Annotated in this window: 16 protein-coding genes; 9 read left to right on the plus strand and 7 right to left on the minus strand. The window is 54.8% G+C overall.

Features of this window, described 5'->3' with window-relative positions:
* The first annotated feature begins 6 nt into the window (after positions 1-6).
* The gene (hxlB, locus tag HYD27_RS11920; protein ID WP_219215320.1) at positions 7-564 is read left to right on the plus strand and encodes a 6-phospho-3-hexuloisomerase; all 558 of its coding nucleotides are present in this window, start codon (positions 7-9) and stop codon (positions 562-564) included.
* Between the two features lie 94 nt (positions 565-658).
* Here the strand turns inward: hxlB and HYD27_RS11925 are convergent, their stop codons facing one another.
* Together HYD27_RS11925 and HYD27_RS11930 are read right to left on the minus strand one after the other, a co-directional pair.
* Complete coding sequence (locus HYD27_RS11925; RefSeq protein ID WP_219215323.1) at positions 659-988, minus strand: cupin domain-containing protein; 330 nt, start codon at positions 986-988, stop codon at positions 659-661.
* A 54-nt stretch (positions 989-1,042) separates the two neighbouring features.
* A complete protein-coding gene (locus HYD27_RS11930; RefSeq protein ID WP_228745094.1) occupies positions 1,043-3,589 on the minus strand; it encodes a heparinase II/III domain-containing protein in 2,547 nt (848 codons plus the stop codon).
* Positions 3,590-3,824: 235 nt separating this feature from the next.
* On the opposite strand from HYD27_RS11930, the gene HYD27_RS11935 reads away from it, so the two are divergent.
* The 7 genes from HYD27_RS11935 to HYD27_RS11965 all read left to right on the plus strand — a co-directional run bounded on the left by HYD27_RS11935 (position 3,825) and on the right by HYD27_RS11965 (position 11,626).
* On the plus strand, positions 3,825-4,721 hold the full coding sequence (locus HYD27_RS11935; RefSeq protein ID WP_219215329.1) for a carbohydrate ABC transporter permease: 897 nt from the start codon (positions 3,825-3,827) through the stop codon (positions 4,719-4,721).
* A gap of 45 nt (positions 4,722-4,766) precedes the next feature.
* Positions 4,767-5,630, plus strand: a complete 864-nt coding sequence (locus HYD27_RS11940) for a carbohydrate ABC transporter permease (protein ID WP_375373913.1) — start codon at positions 4,767-4,769, stop codon at positions 5,628-5,630.
* Positions 5,631-5,677: 47 nt separating this feature from the next.
* Positions 5,678-7,441, plus strand: coding sequence for a sensor histidine kinase (locus HYD27_RS11945; RefSeq protein WP_219215332.1), 1,764 nt, complete (start codon positions 5,678-5,680; stop codon positions 7,439-7,441).
* Positions 7,442-7,457: 16 nt separating this feature from the next.
* On the plus strand, positions 7,458-9,077 hold the full coding sequence (locus HYD27_RS11950) for a response regulator (protein ID WP_309242056.1): 1,620 nt from the start codon (positions 7,458-7,460) through the stop codon (positions 9,075-9,077).
* Positions 9,078-9,168: 91 nt separating this feature from the next.
* Complete coding sequence (locus HYD27_RS11955; RefSeq protein ID WP_219215335.1) at positions 9,169-10,557, plus strand: ABC transporter substrate-binding protein; 1,389 nt, start codon at positions 9,169-9,171, stop codon at positions 10,555-10,557.
* Positions 10,558-10,687: 130 nt separating this feature from the next.
* Positions 10,688-11,083: a winged helix-turn-helix transcriptional regulator gene (locus HYD27_RS11960; RefSeq protein WP_219215337.1), complete on the plus strand. Its 396-nt coding sequence runs from the start codon at positions 10,688-10,690 to the stop codon at positions 11,081-11,083.
* Positions 11,084-11,215: 132 nt separating this feature from the next.
* Positions 11,216-11,626, plus strand: a complete 411-nt coding sequence (locus tag HYD27_RS11965; protein WP_219215339.1) for a winged helix-turn-helix transcriptional regulator — start codon at positions 11,216-11,218, stop codon at positions 11,624-11,626.
* A 64-nt stretch (positions 11,627-11,690) separates the two neighbouring features.
* Here HYD27_RS11965 and pepT read toward each other — a convergent pair whose 3' ends face one another.
* The 5 genes from pepT to HYD27_RS11990 all read right to left on the minus strand — a co-directional run bounded on the left by pepT (position 11,691) and on the right by HYD27_RS11990 (position 17,446).
* The gene (pepT, locus tag HYD27_RS11970; protein WP_219215341.1) at positions 11,691-12,923 is read right to left on the minus strand and encodes a peptidase T; all 1,233 of its coding nucleotides are present in this window, start codon (positions 12,921-12,923) and stop codon (positions 11,691-11,693) included.
* Between the two features lie 95 nt (positions 12,924-13,018).
* Positions 13,019-13,684 carry a sortase gene (locus tag HYD27_RS11975; RefSeq protein WP_219215343.1) on the minus strand — a complete coding sequence of 222 codons (666 nt, stop codon included), beginning with the start codon at positions 13,682-13,684 and terminating at the stop codon, positions 13,019-13,021.
* Between the two features lie 34 nt (positions 13,685-13,718).
* Positions 13,719-14,630: a hypothetical protein gene (locus HYD27_RS11980; protein ID WP_219215345.1), complete on the minus strand. Its 912-nt coding sequence runs from the start codon at positions 14,628-14,630 to the stop codon at positions 13,719-13,721.
* A 454-nt stretch (positions 14,631-15,084) separates the two neighbouring features.
* Positions 15,085-16,098: an LLM class flavin-dependent oxidoreductase gene (locus tag HYD27_RS11985; RefSeq protein ID WP_228745091.1), complete on the minus strand. Its 1,014-nt coding sequence runs from the start codon at positions 16,096-16,098 to the stop codon at positions 15,085-15,087.
* Positions 16,099-16,468: 370 nt separating this feature from the next.
* Positions 16,469-17,446 (minus strand): LacI family DNA-binding transcriptional regulator, encoded by a 978-nt coding sequence (locus tag HYD27_RS11990; RefSeq protein WP_219215349.1) that lies wholly within the window; start codon positions 17,444-17,446, stop codon positions 16,469-16,471.
* A 282-nt stretch (positions 17,447-17,728) separates the two neighbouring features.
* Between HYD27_RS11990 and HYD27_RS11995 the strand changes: the two genes are divergently transcribed.
* Entirely contained in the window at positions 17,729-20,695 is a 2,967-nt protein-coding gene (locus tag HYD27_RS11995; RefSeq protein ID WP_219215351.1) for an ABC transporter substrate binding protein, read from the plus strand.

Here is a 20,695-nt window from a genome sequence, read left to right on the forward strand (position 1 = left end):
CTGCTTATGGATACCGTCAGCTACGCGCAGGAAATCGTAAAGGAGCTGCAGCGCTCGGTTGCGGAGCTTGGAGCGGAGGAGGCGGAACGGATGGCAGAGCTGCTGCTGCGCTCCGGCAAGGTATTCGTCGCCGGAGCTGGCCGCTCCGGCCTCATGGGCCGGGCCTTCGCCATGCGGCTGATGCATGCCGGGAAGGAGGCCTATGTGGTCGGTGAGACCGTGACCCCGGGCATCGGACCGGGCGATGTGCTGGTGCTCGGCTCCGGTTCCGGCGAGACCTCCAGCCTATTGTCCATGACTGTGAAAGCCAGGGCAGCGGGAGCTGCGGTTGTGGCTGTAACGATTGCCCCAGAGTCGTCCATCGGACGGCTGGCGGACCAGATCGTCAAGCTGCCTGGAGTGCGCAAGGAACAGACGGATGGAAGCCGGACTACCATCCAGCCGATGGCTTCTCTGTTCGAGCAGACCCTGCTGCTCTTCTATGATGCCGTGATTCTGCGGTTGATGGAGCAGACCGGCCAGACCTCCAAGCGGATGTTTGGCAACCATGCCAATCTGGAATAAAACAATACCGCCTGTCCGGGTTCATGGACAGGCGGTATTGTGATGTGTCTGTGCAATCTCCAGGGCGAAGGAAGCCCTGCTGGAAATCTTCAATTCAGCCGCCCTGGCGCTTAAGAAGATCCTCCCGGATAGGCGTGAAGGCATCGAGCAGTGCCGATTCGGCCTCCAGTGCGGTGACACCATGCTTGGCGTTTGGCGGTATGGCAATGCTCTGGCCTGTGTGAACAATATGCTTCCTGCCGTCAATGCGGAACTCAAAGCTTCCGCGCAGACAGTAGCTCATCTGCTCGTGGGGATGGCTGTGCTCATAGCCCTCTGCTCCCTTTTCGAAATGGACCTCCATCATCATCAGACTGGCGGCTGCATTCACAATACAGCGTTTCACTCCCGGCTCTGCCGGTTCCCATACTCCAAGATTGCTCATATTTCTAATTCCCCCATCCATTTAATATGTTGTAATACACAGCGGTTTGCCTGTTTATCGGGGCATAGCGATGTGAACCCTGTTAGCCTCAAGTCGCAGTCCGGTTTGCTCTGGCCGCCCGGGTATTGCCGTGTTCTGCTCTCCGAGCAATCTGAGCGGTCCGAGTCCCCGGAACGTAATCTGCCGGCTCTGTCCGGTACCGTTGATGGCGGCGATAAACCATGCGCCATCCGCCCGGGATATCCTGTACAAGCGCACGCCTTCTACAGCTTCTTCATAATCAAGCTGCTCCAGCTGCAGCTGGGGAGCGCCTTCCGGCCGGGGGTGGAGCAGTATTACATAGTCACTTTTGCCTCCGTGCACGCGGAAATGCTGCTGCGCCGCCAAGGGATAAGCCCCGCCTACGGCGCCCTCTCCCGCTGTAATCACAGGTTGTGCCGGCTCCGCGATGAGCGCGCTCAGCCGCATGCCGCCCAGGCACGCGGCAGCAATGCATTGCTCCGTAATCTCTGCCCCTGTGCTAAGCGTATGCAGATTCCAGACGCTGTTCACTGCCCCCGCAATTCGGTCCCAGACCAGGTAAACGTCAAAGCCTGCCTTAATGAATAAGAAATTCCGCTCGTATTCCCCGGTGTTTGCATCGGGGATACTGCTTATTGCATAGTCCAGTTCCCCCGAGAACCGGACTTCCTTGCATTCGCTTTGCAGCGGGCCGTTCGTGAACCGTCCATAGTTATCGGCGAATTGGACAACATTGTGGGCTGCCCCGGATACATACCAGTGCCGGTCTCCGTTATAATAGCCTCCCGTTCCGGAATCCAGTGTTACGGGAACCCCGTCTGCCCAGATGGAGAAGTGTCCTTCATCATGGTGAGCGTGGTAAGTCAGCGGCGATGCCTCATAGATGGCATAATGCTGCAGATTCCGCTCTCCGCTGCGGAAGATGACATAGCCTATGTCAGGATAATGCACAGAGTCTAGTGCGGGTCTCTGCTCCGGCAGGTCCGGCTGCGCATAGAGCAGCGCAACCAGGGGCAAGGGAAACGCACCGTTATCCTCCACAGGTGCTCCGCCGTGTCTCCAGGTCCAGAGCATTTCCCCGGCAAGCTGCGGGTCCTCTTCGGCATAGAACGAAGCAGCGTAGCCGAGCAGGCGGAACCATTTCTCCTGCACATTGGCATCGCCGACAGCCGGCGTAAGCAGTACAGGAGCGCCGGAAAGGCTGCCCTGGAGGATATCTGCCGCAGTCACCGTGCCGATCAGAAAGCGGTACATGCCCTTCACCTTCTCATGCCTGAAATAATCTACTTCCCTCAGGCGCTTCAGCAGAACGAAGAAGAGGAAGTAGCGGTGCAGTACGGCCCCGTGATAACGGATATTCTCCGGCCATGCGCCGTCGCGGTCCACCACTTCTGCGAGCTGCCAGCCGATAACAGACAGAGCGTGCCCAAGATAGGCAGCGCTCTGCTGCTCCTGCGGGAAAAGAAGGGCATAAACGCCCAGTCCGGCCGCCCGGTCGGCATTCCAATTGCTTCGCTTGCCGCCCTTCTCATCCGGGAAGGTCTCCAGATCAAACCGGTAGTAGCCGGTATCCATCATCATCGCCGCAATATAGCGGAAATCGGCGAGCAGCCCGGCTTCTTCGCCGGAGAGGAATACACCGCTGCCGGCAATCTGGTCATAGATGACCGAGACGGCAGCGAGCCCTCTTCCGATATGCACTGCGCCGTAGGTATCGTCGTCATGCCAGCCGTCTCTGCGGAAGATATCCATGCCTGCCCGCATATCGGCAAGCATGTACTTCAGCTTCCGTTTGGCCCGGTCTGCAAATCCGCTTTCTCCCGAAATCATATACACATTGGCGTCTGCACCTGCGGCCTCCAGCAGGTAGGCCCAATTGGTAGACGTTGGCCGGTTGAAAAGCGGGGAGAGCAGTACCGGTCCCAACGGTTGCCCTGCGGCGTTCAGAAAACGGGCCTCGGCACAGATTCCTCCGGTAAGGGGAGCTTCCAGGCTGAGCGCTGTCTGCATGCTGTAATGATCTCCTTCGCGTACGGGAAGGTTTTCTTCATAACGGAGGACCGTCAAGTCTGTCTCTTTCCCATTGCTGATCCGGATGCACCGCAGATCGTCTGCCGGAGCGGAGCCGCCCGGCGTTACTCCCGATGGCTGGAGGCCATGCTGCATGCCGGACAATTTCTCCATACAGACCTTGCCGCTTCCCGGCTCCCGGCACCAGCCCGCCATGGCATAGTCCAGGCTGCCGTTCGTCAGCGCTACCGGCAAGCCAAGCTGGGAATGAGTCAAGCTCAGGCCGCCGATGCGGGCTATGCCCCGTCCATGGACCTGCACTGCAAGCTTCAGGAAGGCTGCCCCGGAAGGGATCTCGAAGACAAAGGGTTCTACCCGGAATGCGCCGAGCCTGTGAAGCGGAGCCGCCGCCTCCCGGTCTGCAAATTGCCCGGACAGCTGCCGCTGCCTTTCGTATTCCCGCCGGAGCGCGGGAAGCTGTTCAATTCTGCTCCGAATGCTCTCCAGATGCCCCGCCGTATAGCAGCCGAAGGGACGGGCCTCCGTGCCGCCTCCATGTGCTGTATTCATCACTGGTTCAAGCCTCCTTGTACAGTTGTTATGTTCGCTGATGTGCCTTCCTCTATCACAGTATAGCCGTGCCTCTGCGAAGGGCGGGATAGATAAATGAAGGGAGGACAGGGGACAAAGCAACTGGAAAAGTGAAATTCTCCCCCAAGCGCAGTCGCTTTCTCCATAACCGTTATGCACGGAGAGAATTATCATTAAGGACAGAAGCGTAGTCCAATGACAGGAGGAACAATAAATGAATGAATCGAAACGTCAAATGAACGCCTGGACCTTCGTGGCTCCCAGCCTGATTCTGACGCTGATTTTTGGAGTGTATCCCATCTTTTGGGCGCTGAAGTACATGTTCTATGATTACCAGGGCTTCGGCGAACCGCTGTTCATCGGACTGGGCAATTTCGAGCGCCTGTTCCGGGACAAGGAATTCTGGCAGTCAGTGGTCAACACCTTCATCTATGCCGGCGGCAAGCTGCTGATCACTTTGCCGCTGTCCTTTGTGCTGGCTGTTGTCCTGAACCGGGCGCTGAAGGGGCGGCAGCTGCTGAGGGCGATTTATTTTATGCCCACCGTGATCAGTGCTTCGGTTATGGCAATCGTATTCTATGTGATCTTTAATTCATACAACGGAATGGTGAACCAGCTGCTGGTCGGCTCCGGAATTATTTCTGCTCCCATCGACTGGCTGGGGGCGAAATACGCCTTGCTGACAGCGATTATGATTGCGATCTGGGGAGCTGTCGGGAACTACATGCTGCTCTTTATCGCCGGCTTGCAGAACATTCCCGAGGACCTCTATGAGGCAGCTTCCCTGGATGGGGCCGGACCGCTGCGCAAAATGTGGAGCATCACCGTTCCCATGCTCGGACCTGTGCTGCAAATGATCATTATGCTTGCCATTACCGTCTCCCTAAAAGGCTATGAGAGTATTATGGTGCTTACCGAGGGCGGACCCTATGGCAAGACGGAAGTCATGTACCTGTATCTCTACAAGCTGTTTTTCCCTGTATCCAGCGGCGGCACAAGCATCCAGCAATTCGGTTACGGCAGTGCCGTTGGCTTCGCTACCGCAGTAATTGTGGGTCTGATCACCCTGGTGTACTTTTATGTATCCAAGAAGTTGAATGATATCTACTAAAAGAGAGGAGAATGACAAGTGAGTACATTGCAAGCGGAAACGAAAGTGTCTTCGGACCAGGCCGTCCGTTCAGTCAGGCTCCGGGCGGCGTTGTCCCGGACACTGCTGTGGATTTTTCTGCTGCTGGTGGCGGCCTTTGCGGTGTTCCCGATCATTCTGGCGTTCTTCGGATCGCTGAAGACCAATCTGGAGCTGACGACCGGAACCACCCTGCTGCCAAAGGAATGGAAGTTCGAAAATTATGCGCAGGCCTGGAATTCGGCCAACTTTGCCCGCTTTACCTGGAATAGTATATTTATCAGCGTGTTCACTACCTTAGGGACCCTATTAATCGGAACGATGGCCGCCTATGCGGTGGCGAGGGTCGATTTCTACGGCAAACGCCTGTATGTGGTCATTCAATCCTGCACGCTGTTCATCTCGATCGGCGCTGTGGTGCTGCGGCCCCAGTTCGATCTTATGGTATCGCTTCACTTGCAGAAATCGCTCTGGGGTGTGATTATCATTCTGATCAGTGCACATGCCACGGCGTTCTTTATGCTGATCGGTTTTGTGCGGGCCATTCCGAAGGAGCTTGATGAGGCTGCGTTTATTGACGGCTGCAACTTCTATAGCGTATACTTTCGTGTTATCTTGCCGCTCCTGACGCCCGCCTTGGGGGTTACGGCTCTCTGGACCTTCCGCGGAGCATGGAATGAATATATCCTGCCGCTCGTTTTTACCATGACCCAGCCCGCCTTGCAGACACTCACCGTCGGACTCGCGGGGTTGAAATATGGTGTCGGCGATGCTGCGCAGCCTCAATTAATGCTTGCCGGCGCATGTCTGTCCATGCTGCCCATGATTGTTGTCTATATCTTCGCCAATAAATCATTTATGCAGATGACTGCTGGCTCCGTAAAGGGCTAAGGCGTGGCGGCGGGCTCCGGACAGCTGTTCAAGAAGGGTGTGAATACATGCTGAAGGCCTGGCTCTACCGGACCTCGCTGAAGAAAAGAATCTGGTTATCGTTTGCCGCGCTGACGGTATTCTGCATCTCTGTCACCGGCCTGTGGGCCTACTCCATTGCCTCGCGGGCGATGGAGCGCAACTCCACCGCACTTAACCGGAATGTGCTGAACCAATCGGTCAATGTGCTGGACCAGAAGCTGAAGCAAATTATAGTGGCTTCCTCCACGATGATGCTGAGTGAAGCCTACAAGCAGACCATAAGGGATATCCAGGCCCACAATACGGACCGTTTTTTTGCCAATTTCTCATTGCTGCAAGGCCCCTTCACGCAGGCGGAGCTGACGGAAAACTCCATTGAGTCCATCCTGATCAGTACGCCTGACGGGGATTTCTACTCTACCGGCAATCTGCGCAGAACAGAGACTCCATTTATCGAATCCTTGCTGTACCAGCGGATCAAGGACAACCCGGAATCCAATTGGGTCGAGAGCCATCCGGATGAGCTGTTTGCCGGGAACCAACGCGTGATTTCACTGCTTTTGCAGCCGCTTACAGAGAATTATGTCCCGGATGTTTTTCTCACCGTCAACGTAAAGGAGAATATTCTGGAGGATACCGTCAGCGGAGGCGCCAGCCTTGGCTCTGCGCGTTTTCTGCTGATTAATAAGGCAGGGGCAAGCGTCTTCGGGGACGGGGAACGTCCGGATTGGACACGGGCCCCTGTGTTTGTGGACAAGCTGATGGAGGCGGACAGCGGCCATTTCGAATACTCCGCCGGCGATGGGCCGATGCTGGTCAGCTATGCCGCATCAAGGTATGCAGGCGACTGGATACTGGTCAGCTACCTGTCCAAGAAGGAGCTGCTTCAGCCGGTTCGCAGTATCCAGTGGCTGGTGCTGATGATTATGGCGGTCTGCATGATTATCGCGCTTTTGTTGGCGAGGTATCTGTCGGCCCTGCTGCTGGCCCCCCTGCTGAAGCTGCAGAAGACGATGTCGCGGGTGGAGCAGGAGGATCTGGATGCCCGCTTCCAGAGTCCTTTTCAGGATGAGATCGGGGATGCGGGCCGCAAATTCAATCAGATGCTGGACCGGATCGGAGAGCTGATTCTGGAGGTCAAGGATACGGAAAAGGACAAGAGGAAGGCTGAAATCAAGGCGCTTCAAGCGCAGATAGAGCCCCATTTTTTATATAACACACTGAATACGATCTTCTGGAAATGTGAAATGGAAGAATACGAGGATGTGAAGCAGATGGTGATTTCCCTGTCTGCATTGTTCCGGCTTGGCCTCAACAACGGGCAGGAAATTACCACTGTGGGCAGGGAGCTGGAGCATGTCCGCCAGTACCTCATCCTCCAGCAGCAATGCTATGAGGGGCTGTTCGAATACACCATCTCCGCCGGAACGGAGCTGCTGGAGCTTCCTGTGCTGAAGATCATTATCCAGCCTTTGGTGGAAAATTCCATTCTGCACGGGCTTAAGGAGCTGCGGGGAGGGGGGATCATCCAAATCTCCGCGGAGCTGGCGGAGGATACGCTCAGTATCCGGGTCACCGACAACGGAACGGGCATGGATGCGGATAAGCTCAATGCCTGGCTGAAGGAGCCAAGCGGCAGCGGAGGGTATGCGCTCTCCAATATCTGCAGCCGTCTGCAGCTGTATTACGGCAAGGGCGCGGGGTTGTCGTTCCGCAGCCGCCCGCTCCTTGAAACGGAAGCCGTTCTGTCAATTCCTATGGAAGGTGGAGTGAATCCTGAACACCGCTGATTTCATTAAAATATGCATTGTTGATGATATTGCCGCAGTGGTCCGTGGGCTGTCGCAGCGAATCCCCTGGGAGGAGCATGGAATTGTGGTTGCCGCAACCGCAGCCAACGGGGAAGAGGGGCTGGCGCAGATCCGCAAGCACCGTCCCGATATTGTATTGACGGATATCCGCATGCCTTTTACCGATGGTCTGGAGATGATGCGGACCATTCAGGCGGAGCAGCCGGACATCAAGCTGATTTTTTTGACCGGCTACTCTGATTTTTCCTATGCCCAGGAAGCCGTTAAGCTTGGGGCGTTTGATCTGATTGTCAAGCCCTTTACCAAGCTTCAGGTGCTCGAATCGGTATTGAAGGCCAAAGAGGTGCTGGAGCGGGAACGCAGCCAGGCCGAACGGATGCGGGGGATGGAGCAGAAGCTTCGGGAGAGCCTGCCCTATCTGCGTCAGGAATATATGCGTCTGCTTATCCGCTACGGCTCCCGGCAGCAGCACCGGAGCCAGCAGTGGGATTTCTACGCCATCAGGATGAACAGCCGCAGCTTCTGTGTGATGGTGGCGGAAATGGATTTTTTTGCAGAGCGCACGGCTGAGCTTCCTGTTTCCGAGGTTGAGCTGATCCGCTTTGCTGTGCAGAATATTCTGGAAGAGACGATAGCGGGCCATACGCAGGGAATCGTCTTCCGCGAGCATGTCAACCAGTTCGTCATAGTTATGAATCCTCCGGCGGAGCCGGATGCGGAGCTGCTTGCAGAGAAATGCCGGGAAAATGTACACCGGCATACGTACCAGACGGTGTCCATCGGGCTGGGCGGAGAGGTGGAGGAGGCAGGTCAACTGTCCGCTTCCTACGCCCAGGCGCTGTCTGCCCTTGCGAACACCTTTCTGACCGGAGGAAACAGTGTGTACCGCTATATTGAAGGCACAGAGGCGGATACGGCACTGCCGAGATACTCCTATGACAAGGAGAAGGAGCTTCTCTATTGCCTGCGTTCGGCGAACCTGCCCAAAGCGGAGGAACAACTGGATAATATCTGGAATGAATGGCTCACGGCACCGGTCCTTCCCGATCCGGCCATCATCAAGACACTGTGTCTTGAGCTTGCCCATTCCATCCATCGGGTTTTCTCGGAAAAAGCATCGGATGCGGAGGTCAAAGCACTGGAAAAAAAACTGGCCGACATGAACGGAGCCGCTTCCTTCGAGGAGCTCCGCCGGCAAATTCGGGAATTTTGCCGACAGGGCTGCGCTTATGTGCAAATACGCCAGTCCAGCGATGCGCGTGTGCTTGTGGAGCAGGCTATTTCCCATATCAACAGAAATCTGCACCGGAACCTCTCGGTAGCCGACTGTGCAAGAGAGGTCCATCTCAGTCCCAGCTATTTCTCCAATCTGTTTAAAAGGGAGACGGGGATGACACTCGCCCAATATATTATTGGAAGACGGATGGACAAGGCCAAGGAGCTGGTGCTGGAGGGGATGCAGGTTCAGGATATCGCGGTCTCTCTGGGGTACGAGGACCGTCCCTATTTTACCGAGCTGTTCAAAAAGTATACCGGTATGACGCCAACCGACTTTCGCGCCAAATATACCTCGGCAGGCGAGCGGGGAAACAGTGATTTCCTCTCCCCTGAATAGTTGTTTTCTCCTTCACTGATAAACGGGCAGGCAAACTATAATTCTTATAAGAAATGAATGCGATTACAAAAAGAAAAGGGAGGCAATTTTAATGAGAAGCAACAAATGGATGCTGGCTGGAATTTCGCTGCTGCTGGCGGGGGCGCTGGCCGCCTGCTCTTCGTCCAAGCCCAATGCGGAGGCAAGTGACAGCAATACAGCCGCCGAAAAAACAAAGCTGGTCTACTGGACCATTGACCGTCATGATTCTGACTTTATCGAGCAAAAGATCAGTGAATACGAGAGTCTTCATCCCGATATCGATATTGAAATGAAGGTTATGGCCGAGAACTACACCCAGTCGGTGGATATTGCCTTCTCCAGCAAGCAGGCCCCGGATATTCTCCGCGTGGATACGGGCAATGTGTCTACCTGGGTCAAGAAAGGCTACCTGGAATCCTTCGACAGCTACATCACGCCCGAGATGAAGAGCCGGTTCGAGAATGTGCTCATTAATGAGAAGAACACCGTTGACGGTAAAATATACACCCTGCCGAATATCGGCCAGTTCTGGCGTCTCATCTATAACGTGGATCTTTTCGAGAAGGCAGGCATCACCCAGCCGCCAACCACGCTGGCAGAGATGGTAGAGGCCGCCAAGAAGCTTACGGAAGCCGGTAAAGAGAGCGGGGCTTATGGCTTTGCCGGAAATTTCAAAAGCACAAGCGGCTTTGAGCGCATCGCGTTTCCGATTACAACACTGAGCAAGACAGATGGAACGGAGGGCTTCAACTTCAAGACGGGCCAGTTTGATTTTGGCATGTATAAGGAGGTTGCTGAGGCGCTGCGGCAGATTAAGGTGGACGGAAGCATGCTGCCCGGCTCGGAATCGCTGGATATCGACCCGCTGCGTGCGCAGTTCGCCCAGGGCAAGATCGGCATGTATTTCAACCATTCCGTTGAGCCGAGTGTCTACAAAACCCAATTCCCGACGGAAATCCGCTGGGCTGCAGCGCTTCCTCCAACTGTTGACGGCTCGCAAAGCGGCGCCAGCCAGGTTATTGCCGGCAGCTATCTGGCAATGAGCAAGGATTCGGAGCATAAGGATGCAGCCTGGCAGTTTATCGAATGGATGTACAGCGATGAGGTGCAGACTGCCTACCAGGAAGGCGGCTATGGGGTTTCGGTTATTCCATCGGTTGCCGCAGCCGCGAAAGCGCCGGATATTGCGGGAATTGAGGATTTCCTGCCAACTAAGCTTGACGCAATCTATCCTGCAACCCCGCTGATTATTACCGAAGGCCGGCTGGAAGGGACGAAGAAGGTCGATGTCTTCAATAAATATATTTTTGACGGCGGAGATCTGGACAAGGAGCTTCAGGATTTGAACACCCGCTACAATGCGGCACTGGAAAAAGCCAAAGCCGCCGGTGACACCGATATTGAAGCGCAGCCGGATTTCAATGCAGGCAGCCTCCAGGGATCGCTGGCCGACAAATAGAACAGATAGACACCACACGGACCGCAGGCTGCCAGCCTGCGGTCCGTGTGCGTATTGCGGCTTGCTGTGATGCTTGGGTGCCCCCGGCCGGTCATGTGCGCTGCCTGTATGTTCTGTAGTATGATTAAGAATGAGAGGGGGCTGCTTCACATTGGCAACGGATATTAAGGACCGCATTAACCTGAAGGAAATTAACTGCGAGAAGGAGCTTACGCTTGCAGTGATTGGCGGGAAGTGGAAGCTGATTATCCTGTGGCATCTGGGCCTGGAAGGAACCAAGCGCTTCAGTGAGCTTAAGAAGCTGATTCCCCATATCACCCAAAAAATGCTGACCAACCAGCTCCGCGAACTGGAGGAGGATCAGCTTGTATTCAGGCAGGTGTATGCGGAGGTTCCGCCGAGAGTGGAATACTCATTGACGGAGTATGGGCAAAGTCTGCTCCCGGTGCTGCGCATGATGTATGACTGGGGCAAAAAATATGGTGAAAATGTAATCTGGAAGGACGTTCCTCCCGGTGAGAGATAAGAGCCGCTGTCCATAACCTCTCGCGAATCCGAATTACGACAGCGGGAGGTTATTTGCTTAGTTCCAAGTGATATGTGATACAATCGTATTAATTAACGATGTACATAATTGGGGCAAAGGGGATCACAGCGAATGAGTGTACAGAGGGGCAGCGGAGCATCCGGCCCAAATGTCGGCCCGGGATCACTTCAGAGCACGCTTGATCTGATCGGCGGCAAGTGGAAGGGGGTTCTGCTCTATCATCTGATCGGCGGTGCGAAGCGGTTCAATGAAATCCGCAGGCTGTGTCCGGGGATTTCACAGCGGATGCTGACGCTTCAGCTCAGGGATCTGGAACGCAGCGGGCTTGTTCACCGTGAGGTGTATCTGCAGGTTCCCAGGAAGGTAGAGTACTCCTTAACCGAGTGGGGCAGAGGGCTGGAGACAGCCATTCTGAATATCAAGAGCTGGGGCGAAGCTTACTCCGAGGAATTCTGCAAGGAGCATCCTCAGCTGCCCGAATACCCGGCACCGGCTGGAACGGATACAAATATCCCCGGCTAGGAGCAGATGCTCCTGCCGGGGATATTTGCGTTTGCACGGGGCGCGCAGCACTGCGGCTGCAGCGTTAGGCTTTCTGCTCGGTCAGCCTGGCAATCTCGACAATGACCTGGACGGCCTTCAGCATGACATCCACCGAGGCATACTCGAATTTGCCGTGGAAGTTCTCGCCTCCCGTGAAAAGATTCGGCGTAGGCAGTCCCATATACGACAGCTGCGAACCATCTGTGCCGCCGCGGATCGGGCGGATCACCGGTGTAATGCCCAGGTTCTCCATAGCTTCATGGGCGATATCGACGATGTGGCGCACCGGCTCGATCTTTTCGCGCATATTATAATATTGGTCCTTCATTTCCAGAACTACATTCTCCGCTCCGTAGGTGGATTGGAATTCCGCAACAATTGCGGCGACATGCGCCTTGCGGTTCTCGAATGCCCCGCGGTCAAAGTCACGGATGATATACTGCAGCCTGCTGTGCTCCGCCGTACCCTGCATGGAGATCAGATGGTAGAACCCCTCGTAGCCCTCAGTGAATTCCGGCGCTTCACCGGACGGCAGTCTAAGATGGAAAGCCATCGCAATTTTGGCGGAATGGATCATCTTTCCTTTGGCGGTACCGGGATGCACATTTACACCTTTAAAGCTGATCTTGACGCCGGCTGCATTGAAGCTTTCGTACTCCAATTCCCCGAGCGGTCCTCCGTCCACAGTGTAGGCATGGGAAGCACCGAAGCGCGCAACATCGAATTTATGCGGTCCGCGTCCAATTTCCTCATCGGGGGTAAAAGCCACTCTGATCCTGCCGTGCTTGATTTCCGGGTGCTCCAGCAGATAGGCCATGGCGGTCATAATCTCAGCGATTCCCGCTTTGTTGTCCGCCCCCAGCAGTGTGGTGCCGTCTGTTGTAATCAGCGTGTGGCCTTTATATTCGGGCAGCTCGGGGAAGCCCGCTGTAGAGAGCACAATGCCCAGCGCTTCATTCAGGACAATATCCTTGCCGTCATAGTTCTCGACAATTTGCGGCTTCACACCCGCGCCGGTGAAATCAGTCGCAGTATCCAGATGGGCCAGGAAGCCGATTGCCGGAACCTCCTTATCCGTATTGGCAGGCAATGTAGCCATGACATACGCATGCTCGTCCACAGTGACTTCCGCCAGCCCAAGCTCATGCAGCTCTGCCACCAGCTTGTGGGCCAGCTCCATTTGTCCCGGCGAGGAAGGGCAGGCCTCATTGTCATCATTGGATTGGGTGTCCATTTGAGCATACGAAACAAACCGCTCTATCAGCTTTTCCTTCATTGATATCTCATCTCCTCTGTCTCAAGGTATGTCTATAGTATCACTTTCTATACAATGTCTCATCCCTTGTTCAGGAATCTGAAACAGACAGCGGTTTATGGCCGAGGAGATAAAGAAACAGGCTCTTTACGGAGCAAGGTGGCTGAGAGCAGATAGCGGTCCGGTGCTGGGCCGGCATACGCAAACGGATAACAGGTAATCAGCGTAAGAACAGCACCGGAAGTCTGCCGGATAACTCCTCTTGCGTCCCCGTCTACAATCGTACTGCCTGACATGCTGTAGATAAATGTGCCTTCGGCAGTTTCAACCTCAATGAGATCATCCTTCTTCAAATCACCGATCCCGCGGAATACGGTGTCACGGTGGCCGGCCAGCACGCTATTGCCGGCAGCACCAATCGGAGCGCTGCCTATATCATGCCCGGCCCCCTTCTTCAGCTGCGGACGTTGTGTGCCTTCCAGAATGGCAATCCGTTTATCCAGCTTGGGGAAGTAGATCTCTCCAATAATCTCGCCCTCCGAGTATGCGGTTTGGGAATGCTTGGCTGCTTGCGGCGGGACGGTCATTCCGGCCGGAAGTGGTGTTTCCTGCTCATTAAGGGATATAATAGAAGCTTTCTCCCTCTTTTTCTCCCAATCCTGCAGGGCTCGACGCGCTTCGGCGGGGGCCTTGAGGATCTGGAAGCCGGAATAGAGCAGCAGACACAAAGAAAGTACGAAGATCAGCTTCACGGCAATCACCAGTCCGGAATGCTTCTTCATACTCTCTCTCCCCCCAACCTGTGGTGAAATGGGCTTACTTCTTCGACTTCAGCCTGCGCAAGACAATCACACTTGCAACAACTGCGGCCAGACTAAGCAGAACGAGGTTATACCATGGCCCGGCGGTGTCCGGCAGCTTATCGCCGCCGTCCGGTGCTCCAAGCGGAAGCCCGTCGCCCGGCAGTGCCATTTCGGGGGCCGGCGATGGAGCTGCCTCATTGCCCGTTCCAGCGCTGCCGGAATCCGGTGAAGCCGAGAGTGCATTTCCGGCGGCGGTGTTGCTGCCGCCCAGAGGAACCGGCGGGTCGGCTACAGTAGTCTCATCCGGACCCGGTGAAGCTGCCGCCGCAGTTGAAGCCGACGGGGCGAGGGAGGTCCCCGGCGACGGGCTGCCTGTTGGTGAATCCGTTGGGGCGCTTGACGGGCCGGGTGTGGAGGAAGCCGAAGGCGAAGCGCTCGGCCCGGCCGACGGGCCTGCTTCGCCGGAAGCGGAGAACACAAAGGCCACACTGGCTGTTTTGGCCTGATATTCGTTGCCTGCCTCATACGGGAAGGTTACATCCATTTGAATCGCTTCCTGGCCTCCTCCGGCCAACATGCCTACCGCCACCTGCCCCTCTGCCTCGCTCATCACCCCGGAATAGAGGATTACTCCCTCTTTTTGCAGAGTCATTTGCAGAATGTTGTACAATTCCCGGTCCCCGGACATGAATTTGAAATCCACATAATAGCTGAACGGCTCATTGCCTTCATTAATCACTGTATAGTCCGAGGATGTAACATCTCCCGGCTGCATATTGCCCATCTTCGCCATGCTGGTTGTGTGCGAATTCACCGTAAGCTTTATCGTGTCTTCTGCACTTGCGCCTCCGGCATGCCAGACAACCCCGGCCAGAACGATCAGAATATACACGCCTATAATGGTCTTGTGGTATTTTTTCTTCACCGGCCCGCTCCTTTCCTTCCGGGAAGTCTGGCTGCCCCCGGCAGACATTCGGCATAAATCCCCGTTTTATTCAGCTGTGTGCCCACACCTTGTCGAAAGAAGTGGTTTTTTGGAGAACCACTAAATTTCAGCAGAGGTAATCAGGGTAAAATGAGGTTGTGGAGAGATGTGTTCGTTATAACGAATAATTACAGTATAATCAAAATATGAGCTAAAGAAAAACAGGATTAACAGGTAATAATCGTTTGATAAGATCGAAAATATAATAAAACACTTATTTATATAGAGATAACTTCGAATCTCTCCTTATTACTCGGAATTAAAAATATAATTTGTGTTTTATAAAGAACGATCCTGAGTAAACGCAAAAAAGAGACTATACGGTCAAGGGCTGGAATTATCCCCCCCTGATCGTATAGTCTCTTGCTCATAAGCCGTATGGATTTCTGAACCCTTAGCTTTCCTTCAGCAGCGCGGCTACAAGCTCATAAGAATGCAAGCGTGCGGAGTGATCATAAATCTGCGAGGCGACGATGAATTCGTCGGCCTGTGTTTCTTCAACGATCTGCAGCAGTCTTTCCTGGATCGACGCCTTGTCTCCGGCGATGGAGTACAGCTGCTTGCTGAGCAGCATGGCCTTTTCCTGCGGGGACCACAGCCCCTCCATGCTGTCCACCGGAGGCTGGAGCTTGCCGGTACGGCCGCGGATAATATTGAGGAATTGCTGCTGCTGCGAGGTGGCAAGCCAGCGGGCCTGCTCCGCCGTTTCGGCAGCGGTGATTCCAAGTCCCACCATCACGTGCGGCTTGTCGAGCGTCTCTGACGGCTTGAAGCTGGTGCGGTAGAGATGCAGGGCGGGCAGCAGATAGTCAGGTGCGAAATGGCTGGCAAAAGCGAACGGCAGCCCCAGCTGCCCGGCAAGCTGGGCGCTGAAGCCGCTGGAGCCGAGCAGCCAGACCGGGATGTCCAGCCCTTCACCGGGAACCGCGCGCACGCCAAGCGGACGCGCGCCGGCTCCGTTCGAATCGAAGTAGGCTCTAAGCTCGCTAAGCTGCTCGGGGAATTCGCTGCCGTCGCTGCCCAGGCCGCGGCGCATGGCCCGGGCAGCGGCCTGATCAGAGCCGGGGGCTCTGCCCAGACCGAGGTCGATCCGGCCCGGATACAGCGATTCCAGTGTCCCGAATTGCTCCGCAATCATCAGCGGCGCGTGGTTGGAGAGCATGATGCCTCCCGAACCTACGCGAATGCTCTTGGTGCCTGCTGCCACATGTCCGATGACCAGCGAGGTGGCGGAGCTGGCAATGCCCGGCATATTGTGATGCTCCGCGAGCCAGTAACGGTGGTATCCCCACGCTTCGGCATGGCGGGCCAGATCCAGCGTGTTATGAAAAGAATCCGCCGCTGTTCCCCCCTCCACAATTGGAGCCAGATCCAGCACGGAAAACGGTATATCTTTCAGCTTTTTCAAGAATAATCCCTCCCAAATGGATACTTGCATATCTATAAGCAGTATTTGCAGCGTTGAAGTGATCTACCCGGCAATTATAACATGAAATAATATTATTTACACACTTTAAGTAAGCTGGTACCTTGGAGAAGGCGGTTCTTAGAGGGAGCATGGATTACGCAGGGATTATCGGGGCGAAATCCAGAAATCAATTGCATAAAATAGTTGCCCTGACGGGGCATACGGGTACCCTTACCGCAACCAGGCGGGGCTGGGGATCAGTTGGAAATGTGTGGAAGTCATGCTGAACCTGCGGATTCTAAGTTTTGCAGGAGGAAGAACAAAAGTAGGGGGCTGCCCGTCTCCACCTGCCTCTGCCCGCCGCAGCGCGTCAAGTCGTGGCGCCCTCCTCCAGCTGCACCGGCAAAATATTCTCAGCGGAGACGGCGCCGCCCTCCACCTGCTTCATAATCAGCTCCACCGCGAGCCGGCCCATCTCCTCCATCGGCTGGCGGATGGTGCTGATGGAGGGATGGAACAGGCTGCGCAGCGCGATTCCGTCATAGCCGACGATCCGCACATCCCCTGGCACGCGCCGTCCGCTCTCGCGGCAGGCCTTCAGGGCGTAGGCGGCGATCAGATCGCTGCCGGCAAAGATGCCGTCAATTTCGGGATGCTCCCGGAACAGCTGCTCCAGCAGCCTCTCATAGGCATGGACATCGAAGCTGTTATTGTCCGTATGCAGTGAGGTCTGCCATACACCGGTCTCCCGGGCTGTGTCGGCAAAGGCCTCGTACCGCAGGTGGGACAAGAGGTTCAGCTCCGGATGGCCGCCGATGTGGGCGAGCTTCCGGCAGCCTTTTTCAATTAATAGCGTGGTAGCCAGCTGTCCTCCGGCATAGTTGTCCGAGCAGACATAAGGAATCTCCGGCGAAATCTGCCGGTCGAAGGTGACCAGGGGCAGGTTCATTTGCCGGTAGGCGTCCACCTCCAGTGTGTGGCTGCCCATAATGATGCCGTCTACCCTGCTTGCGCGCAGCATATCGATATATTCAAGCTCTTTGATCTTATTCTGTTGAGAGTTGCAGAGCAGCAGCTTGTATCCGTTCAGGTAGGCATGCTCCTCAATATGGCTGGTCAGTTCACTGAAGAAGGGAAGCGCGACGCGGGGAATAATCAGCCCGATAATATTGGACCTCGAACGGCTGAGCGAACGGGCCAGCTCATTGGGCCTGTAGTTGAGCTCCTCCATCGCGGCATAGACCCTTTTCTTCAGCTCTTCGCTTAAATAACCTCTGTTGTTCAGCACTCGGGATACGGTTGTCGCCGAAACGCCCGCCCGGAGCGCCACGTCTTTTATGGTAGGCATAATCAAGGTCTCCTGTCTTAGCGGGTTACTGCAAATTCATTCTATCCGGTCTGCCCGGAGCTGTCTATAAAACCGGGATTTCCAGCCTATTTGTTGTTTGAAAAAACAGACGTTCCCCGTATAATTAAATGAAACTGGCACTGAAAGAGGGAGGCGGAAGCCGGTCAACGAATTTAGTTTATTGTCGAAATTCCCCGTTTTATGAATTGGCTCAGGAGTGTAAGGCGATCTATTGTTTCGAGTAGATGGAAGACTTTGAGATAGATGCATGGGGGTATGCTAATGGGTATAGGGAGAATTCATCTCAAGGCGCTGCAAGGCGGGCTTGTGCCTGTGATTCTGATTGCCATGCTGTGCGAGTTCCTGTATCCGTCGTTGACCGCCAGTGCCGAGGAGGCGCCTCAGCAGAATGTGCTGGTGCTGCATTCCTATCAGAAGGGCTTTGCGTGGACGGATGAACAAAGCGACGGTATAGAGGAAGGCCTCAAACATGCGGGGAATGTTCCGGTGATTTATACCGAATATATGGACTGGAAACGTTATCCAATTCAAGAAAATCTGCGGCATGTGTATGATACAATCAAATTCAAATACCAGAACCTTCCTATTGATGCTATCATCACCACAGATGACGCTGCACTCGGCTTCGCTTTGAAATACCGGCGGGAAATTCTGGACAATGCGCCTGTTATATTCAGCGGTGTCAATGCGCTGGGGGCGGACAGCATCCGGGACAAGCACAACATTACCGGCGTGATCGAAAAGATCGACCCTACCCGAACCATACAAATGGCATTGCAGATCAATCCTTTAATCCGCAAGGTGTATGTTGTATTCGACAACTCCGAGAGCGGACTTTCCACCGGCGCAATGGCAATGGGCCAGATCGCCTCATTGAATCCAAGCCTTGAGGTTATCCCTATGAATCGCCTCTCCATCGAACAAATTAAACAAACCGTGTCGGGCCTCTCTTCGGACAGCATGGTGCTAATGACTACATACTATAGTGATTCCACCGGAAGAATTATTGAATTTGACAGGTTCGCGAGTGAGCTGGGCAGAAGCAGCAGCGTGCCGGTGTACCATATTTATGATTTTGGCCTGAATCACGGGGCCTTTGGCGGAAGCCTGCTCAGCGGTAAAATTCAAGGCCAGATCTCGGCAGGACTGGCGCTGCGTATTCTGCAGGGGGAGCCTGCCGGGAATCTGCCAATCGTTACCGACAGCACCATGCGCAATGCTTTTGACTATAACGAGCTTCAGCATTTTGGGATTTCGCTGAAAAAGCTGCCCAAGGGCAGCGAGATCATCAACAAGCCTTTTTCCTTCTATGAAACCTATAAGACACTGGTCCTGGGCGTCATTGCGGCGTTCGCTGTTCTGGTGGCCTTTATTCTCATCCTGCTCTTTTACGTGCAGCTTGTGAAACGGATCAGAAGCAAGCTGGAAAAAAGCAATGAGCGCTTCAGCCTGGCGGCCTACGGCTCTGACGCGGTGATCTGGGACGTAGATATGTCCACGATGCTCTATTATTTCTCGGACAGCTGGTACGAGCTGCTGGGCTATGAGCGGGATGAGATTAATGAGAGCCATGGCGGGTGGAGGGATATTGTCCATCCGGAGGATGCCGGGCAGGAGGACAGACTGCGCACACAGCATCTGGAGGGGCGTTCTTCTTATTATTATGCCGAATACCGGATGCGAAGCAAAGCGGGTGAATACAAATGGTTTCAGGCCCGGGGCAAGGTGCTGCGGAATACGGGCGGCGGATATGTCCGGTTTGCAGGCTCGATGGTGGATGTGACGGACCGCAAGGGCTTCGAGAGCAAGCTGCAAATGAGCTATCAGGAGCTGGAATCGACCTATGAGGAGCTTACGGCTCTGCAGGACGAGCTTCTGGAGCAGTATCACAAGGTGGTGGAGAATCAGGCACTGCTGCAGACCAGTGAAGAGAAATACCGGCTGCTGGCCTATAACGATGTTCTGAGCGGTCTGCCGAACCGCCTTTCACTGTCCGAGGAGCTGAAGAAATTTATCGAAGAGCATGCCGGCGGGCACGCCGCACTCTTTTTCCTCGATATCGATAACTTCAAATATATCAATGACACGATGGGCCACACCTTCGGCGATGAGCTGCTGGTTAAGACAGGCGAACGGCTGCTGGGATTGTCGGACGGGCGCAGTAAGCACTTCCGTTTCGGCGGGGATGAGTTTGTCATTCTGTTCAAGGATGTGGACGGATATGATGAAGTGATTTCCTATGCGGAGTCGCTGGTTCAGGGCTTCAAGGAGCCATTTGAGCTTAATGCCAGCAGTGTGTATATTTCGGCCAGTATCGGAATTGCCCGGTACCCGGAGAATGGGGGGAATGCCGAGGAGCTGCTGAAGAATGCCGATATTGCGATGTATAAAGCGAAGGAGGCTGGCAGGGGGACCTATTTGGTCTATGGAGAGGCGATGCAGCGGCATTTTGATGAACGGATGATTGTGGAGCATCATTTAAGGAGCGCGATTGCGAATAATGAACTGTCGCTGCATTATCAGCCGCTGGTGGATACCGGCTCAGGCGACATCTGGGGCTTTGAGGCTCTGATCCGGTGGAACAGTCCGGTGCTTGGCTTTGTTTCCCCGCTGTCGTTCATCACGGTCGCCGAGGATTGCCGGCTTATCGTCCCGATTGGGGAATGGGTGCTGCGCACCGCCTGCCGGTTCATGAAGGAGCTGCACGTCCAGGGCTATGAAGGCTATCATATTTCGGTCAATATTTCAGTGATCCAGCTGATGCTGGACGATTTTGCGGATATGGTGCTGACCGTACTGGACAATACCGGACTTGCACCGGAGTATCTGGAGCTGGAGATCACCGAGTCGATCTTTATGGAATCCTTCGAGGCGATCAGCTCCAAGCTGGAATTCCTGAAGCAGAGAGGAATCGGAATTGCTCTTGACGATTTCGGGACAGGCTATTCCTCGCTGAGCTATTTGAAGCAGCTGCCGATTACCACACTGAAGATCGACAAATCCTTTATTGACAGCATTGATACGCCTAACAACATGTCGCTGGCCAGCTCCATTGTCACCATTGGACATGACATGGGGCTGAACGTAACCGCTGAAGGAGTAGAGACACCGGAGCAGCTGGATTTTCTGGAGCGTACAGGCTGTGACAAGATCCAAGGCTATTTCATCAGCAGGCCGATCCCGGAAAAAGAGGTTGCCGGCTGGGTTGCCGGCAGACGCGCGGGTTAA

Source organism: Paenibacillus sp. S150 (assembly GCF_019352175.1).
Lineage (GTDB): Bacteria > Bacillota > Bacilli > Paenibacillales > Paenibacillaceae > Paenibacillus_AQ.